Annotated in this window: 6 protein-coding genes; 1 reads left to right on the top strand and 5 read right to left on the bottom strand. The window is 38.3% G+C overall.

Annotated elements, in window-relative coordinates; translation table 11 throughout:
• Window positions 1–97: 97 nt before the first annotated feature.
• Window positions 98–1,369, top strand: a complete 1,272-nt coding sequence (locus tag L659_RS0108790) for an IS4 family transposase (RefSeq protein WP_024590080.1) — start codon at window positions 98–100, stop codon at window positions 1,367–1,369.
• A 216-nt stretch (window positions 1,370–1,585) separates the two neighbouring features.
• Here the strand turns inward: L659_RS0108790 and L659_RS0108785 are convergent, their stop codons facing one another.
• The 5 genes from L659_RS0108785 to L659_RS0108765 are packed head-to-tail and all read right to left on the bottom strand — an operon-like array spanning window position 1,586 to window position 7,113.
• On the bottom strand, window positions 1,586–3,553 hold the full coding sequence (locus L659_RS0108785) for a hybrid sensor histidine kinase/response regulator (RefSeq protein WP_024590274.1): 1,968 nt from the start codon (window positions 3,551–3,553) through the stop codon (window positions 1,586–1,588).
• A gap of 10 nt (window positions 3,554–3,563) precedes the next feature.
• Window positions 3,564–4,025 carry a response regulator gene (locus L659_RS0108780; RefSeq protein WP_024590273.1) on the bottom strand — a complete coding sequence of 154 codons (462 nt, stop codon included), beginning with the start codon at window positions 4,023–4,025 and terminating at the stop codon, window positions 3,564–3,566.
• Window positions 4,026–5,510, bottom strand: coding sequence for a sensor histidine kinase (locus L659_RS0108775; protein ID WP_024590272.1), 1,485 nt, complete (start codon window positions 5,508–5,510; stop codon window positions 4,026–4,028). It abuts the gene before it with no gap.
• Window positions 5,511–5,548: 38 nt separating this feature from the next.
• Entirely contained in the window at window positions 5,549–5,758 is a 210-nt protein-coding gene (locus L659_RS0108770) for a histidine kinase dimerization/phospho-acceptor domain-containing protein (RefSeq protein WP_007581523.1), read from the bottom strand.
• Between the two features lie 14 nt (window positions 5,759–5,772).
• Complete coding sequence (locus tag L659_RS0108765; protein WP_024590271.1) at window positions 5,773–7,113, bottom strand: sigma-54-dependent transcriptional regulator; 1,341 nt, start codon at window positions 7,111–7,113, stop codon at window positions 5,773–5,775.
• Between the last annotated feature and the right edge of the window lie 178 nt (window positions 7,114–7,291).

Genomic DNA, 7,291 nt, shown 5'->3' with positions numbered 1-7,291 from the left:
ATGTCATAGGTAAGATCTTAAGAAATTGAGTTGAAGCTCAATTCATGATCAAATGGTTGTTACCACACAAACCACAGAATCAAGAAAAGAGCTTCAAATGAATGCTAACATTTTTATTAATAAGTTAAAAAGTATCCTAAGTGAAAAAAAACTGAACCGACTTGGTAAACAAGTAGCATTTACTAAAAGAGAAAGAAATATTACCGCATTTCATATGGTTGTTAGTCTTGTTGCTGCGCTTGGGGATAAAAAAACGATCTATTTATCCGAAATATTAAGAGTTTATAATCAGCTAACAGGGCAGTCTATTAAGTATAAGCCTTTTCATAACCAGTTAGTTAAACCTGAACTAGCTGAACTAATGCGAGAGGTAACAAATAGAGTTTTTAATTGTTGGATAAATGATGCGCTTAAGTACACGAAAAAAGATTTGTTCAAGTTTGAGAATATTTTAATTCAGGACGGTAGCTCTATTATGCTTCATCGTTCTTTAAAAGATGTTTTTCCTGGGCGATTTTCAAATACGTGTCCAGCAGCGATTGAATTGCATGCTACTTTAAATTTAACGCAAGGTTGCTTTGAAAAAGCAGGTATAACACCAGACAGTTATTCTGAACGTGAAGAACTTCCAACATTTAAAGAGTTGAAAGGACAGTTGTTACTTGCTGATAGAGGGTATTATTCAGGTAGTTATATTCATGAATTAGATAAAGCAGGAGGATTTTACGTATTAAGAGCTAAGGGGTTAAAAGCAGTCAGAGTACATAATGCTTTTAAGCAAAATGGACAGGAATTAACAGGAAGTCATTCCCCAAAGTTATGTGAATTGCTCCCCGAATTACCTAAAAATGATCTTATTGATATGAATGTTAGCATAAAAAACAAGCTAACAAGAGTCGTTGGGTATTGGTCAAAAAAAGAAAAACAATATACATTTTTAGTCACTAATTTATCTATTGATGAATTTACAGCGACTGAAATAGGCAAATTATATAGGTTACGCTGGCAGGTTGAATTACTTTTTAAGGAGTGTAAGTCTTATAATAATTTACGCGGCTTTCAAACATCAAACGCAACCTTACAAGAGGCGCTAATTTATGTAAGTTTAATAGTAACCACGCTTAAAAGGTTTTTAACTGGCTGTATTGAAAAGATATTCAAAACTGAAATGTCTACAATGACAGTAGCAAAAACAACGGGTGTTTGGTGGATTGGCATATTAACAGCGATTATTAGGAAGCATAGGAAAGGATTGTTAAATGCAGTTAATGGAGCATTTGACTTTCTGAGGAAAAATGCTGCTAGGGCACACCCCAAACGCGATCGAAAAACAGGAGTATTTCAGTATGGGGTAGAGCCAAATTTTTAAGGCTGTACTTAATGTTTTTCTTAAGTACCTACCTATGACATCCATGTAGGCAACAAAGAGTAAATAGCCCCTGGGCAGAACCCTTCGGGCAGCGCATGTTTGGCATTTGTGCTTCGTTATCGCCTATTTATGGGGAATAACCACACTACACAGGCTCTGCCTTGCCTAAATACCAAACATACTGCTGCAAATTTAACCTCGAAAGATAAACAGGCCCTAGCTAATAAGCGTTTCAAGTAAGCTCAAATTAATAGGTTTAAGTAAAACTCGGTCAATATTTAAATCTTTTATTTCTCTAGGGTTTGGCTCTGCGCCACTTACAATCACCAAGCGTAGCTCTGGATATCGCTCATTAATTTGCTGGCCTAAATCAATGCCACGCCCATCGGGTAAATGCATATCTAGCAATACCTTATTAAATTGCTGGTCGTGATTAAGTATTTGCAAACATTGTGCGCAGCTAGACGCAATGACCGTTTCAACACCTAAGCTTTCTAAAAGTAGCTGCGTAATTTGTGCTGCATCGTGATCGTCTTCAACAAGTAAAAAGCGCTGCTTTTTCTCGGTTAAGCCCTTACTACAATTTATATCTTTAGCTTGCGGTGCATGCTCTGGCGCTACCAAATAATCTTGCAAACATTGATATAAAGCCGCGCTATCAACAGGTTTTGGTATTACATCGTTAAAGCCAAGTGCAGCAAGCTCCTCATGTATGCCTTTCATAGTAGCGGCAGTGAGCGCGATTATTGGGCCTTTGTAACCCATTTTTCTAAGCTCTATGGTAGCTTCCTTGCCGCCCATTACAGGCATATGAATATCAATAAAAATAATGTCGTAAGGCGCTTTATACGCATCTGCAATACGCACTTTTTCAAGCGCTTGTTGGCCATGTTCGGCATAATCGACGCGCGCACCACAGGTACTGATCATATGACCGACTAGCATGCGTAAATCACGTAAATCATCAACTACTAATACTCGCCCATGCACTTTACATGGAGCCGATTTACTTTGTAGTTGCGGCGCACTGCTAAAATTAAGTACCTGTCGTTCTACTTCGCTAATATCACCTGGGTAAACCGAAATAGTAAACGTAGAGCCTTTACCAATTTCAGAATGCAAACTAATATCACCGTGCATACGTGCTAACAATTCAGCACATATTGCCAAGCCTAAGCCTGCGCCACCTACAGAGCGTGATTCTACATCGGCTATTTGTTCAAATGGCTTGAATATTAGTTCTTGTTTTTCAGGGGCAATGCCCATGCCTGAGTCTTTAATGCTAAAAAATAGCATTTCACGATCATCAACCCACTGCGTCCACGCATTAACAACAATTTCGCCTTTATCGGTAAATTTAACCGCATTGTTTATTAGATTTATTAAAATTTGGCGAACTCTTGTTGCATCCAGTCGTGCAACCAAAGGTAATGGCTGATGAGATTCAAAGCGCAGCGTAAGGCCCTTATCTAGCACCGATACGCGCATTAGCGTGTATACATCGGCAAGCATGCTATCAAGGTTAACTTCGCTTAGGGTAAGTTCCAGTTTATCGGCTGCTATTTTAGATAAGTCGAGCACATCGTTTAACAGGCTCAATAAATGTTTACCGTTTCGATAAATAACACCCAATTCATTTTCTGCTTGCTGACTAAAGTCGCTCTGCATTAATAGTTCGGTGTAACCTAAAATAGACGATAGAGGAGTACGTAATTCGTGGCTTAAATGAGCTAAAAAGCGGTCTTTTGAGCGATTTTCAGCTTCGGCCTTTAAACGCTCTACTCTCTCACCTTCAACATCTTTACGAGCAAGTGCATAGCGAATAGCGCGCGCAAAGCGGCTCGAACTCATTTCTGTTTTTATTAAATAATCTACTGCACCGGCATCAAGCGCCGCCGAGTCTAACTCGTCGTTTGACTGCCCGGTAAGCATAATAATTGGGCCGCTAAAGCCATTAGCAATGGCTTCTTTTAGTACATCTAAACCATTAGATGCACCCAAGCGGTAATCAAGCAGGCAAATGTCGTGCTCATTTTTGCTAAGCGTTGCAACTGCCTGCTCTGGGGAACTTATCCATTGAATGTTAAACGTGTGTGAATCCAATTGGTCCAGATAGTCGCAGGTGAGTATGTAATCATCTTCATCATCTTCTACAAGCAGCAACTGAGTCACTTTATCTAACATACAATCTCCATTAATCGTTAAATGTTGTCGGTAGCTCTACAAACTCTACCCAGTATTTTCCTAGCGTTTTCATCAAATCAACTAAACCATCAAACGTTACTGGTTTTGTAATATAAGATGCAGCACCTAAGTTATAGCCTTTAACCATGTCTTCTTCTTGCTTAGACGTAGTTAATATAACAACCGGGATTCCCTTTAAATTAAGGTTCCCTTTTATAGCTTCAAGCGCTTCACGGCCATCCATTCTTGGCATGTTTAAATCAAGTAATATTAATCCTGGTCGTGGCGACACTGTTTTGTCTTCAAACTTACCTTTACGTTCTAAATATTCAAGTAACTCAACGCCGTCTTCAACAAAATGAAGCTCGTTAAGTACACGGCTTTCGGCAAGGGCATCTTGTGTTAACAAACGATCATCTTCATCATCATCTGCCATTAAAATAGTAATAGGTTTTACTTTTGAATAGGGCATTTAAGCCTCTCCTTGCAATGTGAAAAGCGCAGCTTCCACAGGTAGTTTTATAATGAAGGTTGCACCTTCACCGTCTTTACTTTGGGCTGTAATTGTACCACCGTGGCGCTCCACAATACGCCTACATACAGAAAGGCCAATACCCGTGCCTTTATATTGTGAGCGACCATGTAAGCGCTGAAACGGTACAAATATTTTATCGGCATAGTCTTGTGAAAAACCAATACCGTTATCTTCTATGGTAATAACTTGAAAGCTCAAATTGGTATTATGATCCTCACTAAAAATATCTTCATCTTGATAACTAATTTTTATATGTGGACTTACATCTGGGCGTCTAAATTTAACTGCATTCGACAACAAGTTTAAAAACAGCTGCTGCATTTGGCTTTTATCAGCCTGAATAACCGGTAAGTCTTCTACATCAACTTGTGTATTAGACTCACCTATCGCAATTTCTAAATCACTTAATATATCGGTTACTACTTCGTTTAAATTTGTATCATCAAAGTCTTTGCCGCGTGTTGTAATACGCGAGAACTCTAATAGGTCATTAATTAAGTTAGACATGCGTTGCGCTGCATTTTTCATGCGGCCAATGTAATCAATCCCTTTTTCACCCAGCTCATCTTTAAACATGGTTTCGAGGCGGTCACTAAAGGCTTGAATTTTTCTAAGCGGTTCTTGTAAATCATGGCTCGCTACAAAAGCAAATTCTTCAAGCTCTCGGTTACTTCGGCTCAGTTCGTCAGAATACAATGTTAATTCTTGCGTACGCTCAGACACTTTAGTTGCTAAAGTCTCGTTTTGTTTTTCAAGCTCAAAACGATACTTAGCTGCATTTCTTAAATTAAGACGTGTCATTACAAACATACCAATAATAAGTAATAAGCTTGTGATTGCTGTAATAGCAAACGTGATTTTAGCTTCATTTTTAATTTGCGCTAACTTTGAAAAATGGCTCACTTTAAAGAGTAATTCGCGGTCTTGAATTTCATTAACATACTCTCTAATTTGCTTATAAAGCTCCCGACCTTTATGTGTATTTAACACATAGATTGCACGTCGCTCTTTGTCATCCAATGCTAGGTTTACAGTTTGCTTCAGCTCTTTAATTTTGCTATCAACTAGTACTAACAACTGAGCAATACGCTCAGCTTGGCCGTCAATCTCAGAGTGTAGTGACTTAACATGATCTGTTTGAGCTTCAATTTGTCCAATAGCATCATAATAAGGCGTTAAATAGTCAGTCTCTTCTGTTAATAAATAACCGCGCTGACCCGACTCAGCCTGCACTATTGATAAATGCAGTTGCTCAATTGCCGTTGTCAGCATATTAGTGTTGTCTAAACTCTTTTGGGTTTGCGTTATACCTTGAATCGTATTCAATGCTAAAACTGCGTTACCTACAATAATACTTAACACAACAACTATAAAAGCTGCCCAAGTAACATTCGCTTTACCTTGCTGTTTTTGCTTGCTCATTTAGCTTCCCGAATTAGAGTTTGTACAACACTTACTATTTATTGAGAGTCAGTTATTTTTTGTAAACTTTCACTACACTGTTGGCAATTGTTAATAATTTTATCAAGTGCATCTAGCGCTTTTTCTTTTGGCATATCGTTTTCAAGTACCAACTTAATAAGCTCTGCATTCATCGATATACGATTAAGCGGCGCTCTTGCATCGTGTACTAATTTATTTAGTTGCTCTGTTTGGTTATCGGATGTCATGCCCTTCCTCAAATCTATTTATATTCGCCAATACCGCCATATGCATTAAGGCGGTTATAAAGTGTTTTAGTACTAATACCTAGCATTTGTGCAGCAAGCGTTTTATTACCTTGCACCTTGTCAAGCGTTGCATGAATAAGTTCTTTTTCGACTTCTTCAATGGTTTGTCCTGCTGATACTGGCTTTTCGGCAGTTTGATTATTAACGCGCGAAAAAGGCGACTCTAAGTTATCTGGTAGAATAATATCGCTAGTTTGCGGATCGCTCATAATAAATGCACGGTGTATAGCGTGGCGAATTTCGCGCACATTACCCGGCCACTCATAACTTTGTAGCTCTTTAAGCTGCGCGGGTGTCCAACTAAATGCGGTACCGTTTTCATCATTAAGCTGATCTAAAAATGCTTTAGCTAATAAAGGAATATCTTCTTTTCTATCGCGAAGTGGCGGTATATCAATAGGAAAAACAGCCAACCTAAAGTAAATATCTTCACGAATAATATTATTTTGTGCTAAATCAGTAAGCGAACGGTTCGTAGCTGAAATAACACGACAATTGGTTGGTATTTCTCTGTTACCACCTACGCGTGTTACCTTTTTAGTTTCAAGCACTCGCAGTAAATTTGGCTGCATATCAATTGGCATCTCGGTTACTTCATCTAAAAATAAAGTACCGTTATTAGATTGCTCAAACACACCTTCTTTGCGTGCAATTGCGCCTGTAAATGCGCCTTTTTCGTGGCCAAATAATTCACTGCCAATTAACTCTTTTGAAAGCCCACCACAGTTGCTCGCAACTAATGGGCCTTCGCATTGGCTTGCGTTATGAATAGCTTGAGCCACTACTTCTTTACCTGCACCACTTTCCCCCATAAGCATCACGTTAGCATTTGTTTTAGCAACGCGTTCAATCATGTTGTAAAGCTTTTGCATTGGCTCAGATTCACCAATTAACCCACCAAAGTGGCGTACAATACCGCTCGATTTTGCTTTTTTAACTGCTTTTTTAGGGCCATTCAAAACGAGTTCTAAATCTTCACGCTGTAATGGCTTTAATAAATGCCCTACATTTGGCTCACACATTTCAGCTAAAATGCCTTTAACTGAAGGATGACCCGATATAAGTGTAATTTTTGGAGATTGCCCAATCGTTTTTAAATGATCAAGTAAATGCAGGCCGCTACCATCAGGTAACATAAAATCAAGTAGCACATGGTCAAAGGTATTATTTTCAAACCATTGATGTGCTTCTTTTAAACTGGTGGCGGTGCTTATATTGTGGCCGAGGAATTCGACTATGTGGCAAACAACGTCACTAAATTCAACGTCATCGTCTACTAAAAGTATGTCTAACATGATAAATCCCTATGCTTTTTTTCTTATTCTACGCATCCTAAATATTAATTTAAAGGCACGCCTAGAATCTAATTACTTAAATAGCTAATTAATCCAATGCTATTTATTTTACCAACCTAATATTTACGTATGCTTAAAAAAACGATCACAAATTACGAAAAATAATTAAAATCGTTTC

The organism is Pseudoalteromonas sp. S8-8 (assembly GCF_000497875.1).
Classification (GTDB): domain Bacteria; phylum Pseudomonadota; class Gammaproteobacteria; order Enterobacterales; family Alteromonadaceae; genus Pseudoalteromonas; species Pseudoalteromonas arctica.
Note: the sequence above shows the minus strand (reverse complement) of the source record. Positions and strands in the feature narration are given on the sequence as shown.

Coding starts and splice junctions, on each gene's coding strand:
- L659_RS0108785 (WP_024590274.1), bottom strand. CDS start 3,553: ATGTTAGATAAAGTGACTCAGTTGCTGCTTGTAGAAGATGATGAAGAT.
- L659_RS0108780 (WP_024590273.1), bottom strand. CDS start 4,025: ATGCCCTATTCAAAAGTAAAACCTATTACTATTTTAATGGCAGATGAT.
- L659_RS0108790 (WP_024590080.1), top strand. CDS start 98: ATGAATGCTAACATTTTTATTAATAAGTTAAAAAGTATCCTAAGTGAA.
- L659_RS0108770 (WP_007581523.1), bottom strand. CDS start 5,758: ATGACATCCGATAACCAAACAGAGCAACTAAATAAATTAGTACACGAT.
- L659_RS0108775 (WP_024590272.1), bottom strand. CDS start 5,510: ATGAGCAAGCAAAAACAGCAAGGTAAAGCGAATGTTACTTGGGCAGCT.
- L659_RS0108765 (WP_024590271.1), bottom strand. CDS start 7,113: ATGTTAGACATACTTTTAGTAGACGATGACGTTGAATTTAGTGACGTT.